1 pseudogene is annotated in these 906 nt (G+C 72.8%); it reads right to left on the reverse strand.

Annotated features, from left to right (window positions below):
- A pseudogene (locus tag STRAU_RS35730) lies at nucleotides 1-906 on the reverse strand (ketoacyl-synthetase C-terminal extension domain-containing protein); the annotation flags it as partial.

Below are 906 nucleotides of genomic sequence, written 5' to 3' on the forward strand. Positions count from 1 at the left end.
GTACCCCGTCTGCTCCAACAACCCGGCTTCCGCCCCGAACATCACGTCCTTCAGCGGACGCTCCAGCAGCCCGTCCAGATGCGCGCACACCTCGTCCAGCGCCCCCGCGAACACGGGGAACGCCTCGTACAACTCTCGGCCCATACCGATGCGTTGGCTGCCCTGCCCGGTGAAGAGCACGCCGAGACGGCCCTCGGCCAGAGTGCCCGCGACCACCCCGGGTCCGCCGGAGGCCAGCGCCTCCAGGCCGGTCAGGAACTCGTCCCGCTCCCGCCCGAAGACGACCGCCCGGTGGTCGTGCAGGGCGCGGGCCGACAGCAGGGTCCAGCCCACGTCGGCGAGGTCGAGGCCGTCGCGCGCGACCACGTGGTCGCGCAGCTTCTCGGCCTGGGCACGCAGGGCGTCCGCGCTGCGCGCCGACACCAACCACGGCACGGCACTGGATAGAACGACCGTTTTAGCGGCCGCAGCAGGTTCCTCGACCGGCGCCTGCTCCACGATCACGTGGGCGTTGGTGCCGCTCACGCCGAACGAGGAGACACCGGCGCGACGGGGCGTGCCCTCCTCGCGCCCGGACCACTCGCGCACCTCGGTCAGCAGCTCGACGGCGCCGGCGGACCAGTCGACGTGGGTGCTGGGCTCGTCGACGTGGAGGGTCCGCGGCAGCATGCCCTCGCGCATCGCCATGACCATCTTCATGACGCCCGCGACACCGGCCGCGGCCTGGGTGTGGCCGATGTTGGCGGCCGGTCCTCGGGCCGCTCCTGCCCGTACGTGGCGATGAGGGCCTGGGCCTCGATGGGGTCGCCGAGGGTGGTGCCGGTGCCGTGGCCCTCCACCGCGTCGATCTGCTCGGGGGCCAGGTGCGCGTTGGCGAGGGCCTGGAGGATGACGCGCTGCTGGGAG

This window comes from Streptomyces aurantiacus JA 4570 (assembly GCF_000414115.1).
GTDB classification, from domain to species: domain Bacteria; phylum Actinomycetota; class Actinomycetes; order Streptomycetales; family Streptomycetaceae; genus Streptomyces; species Streptomyces aurantiacus_A.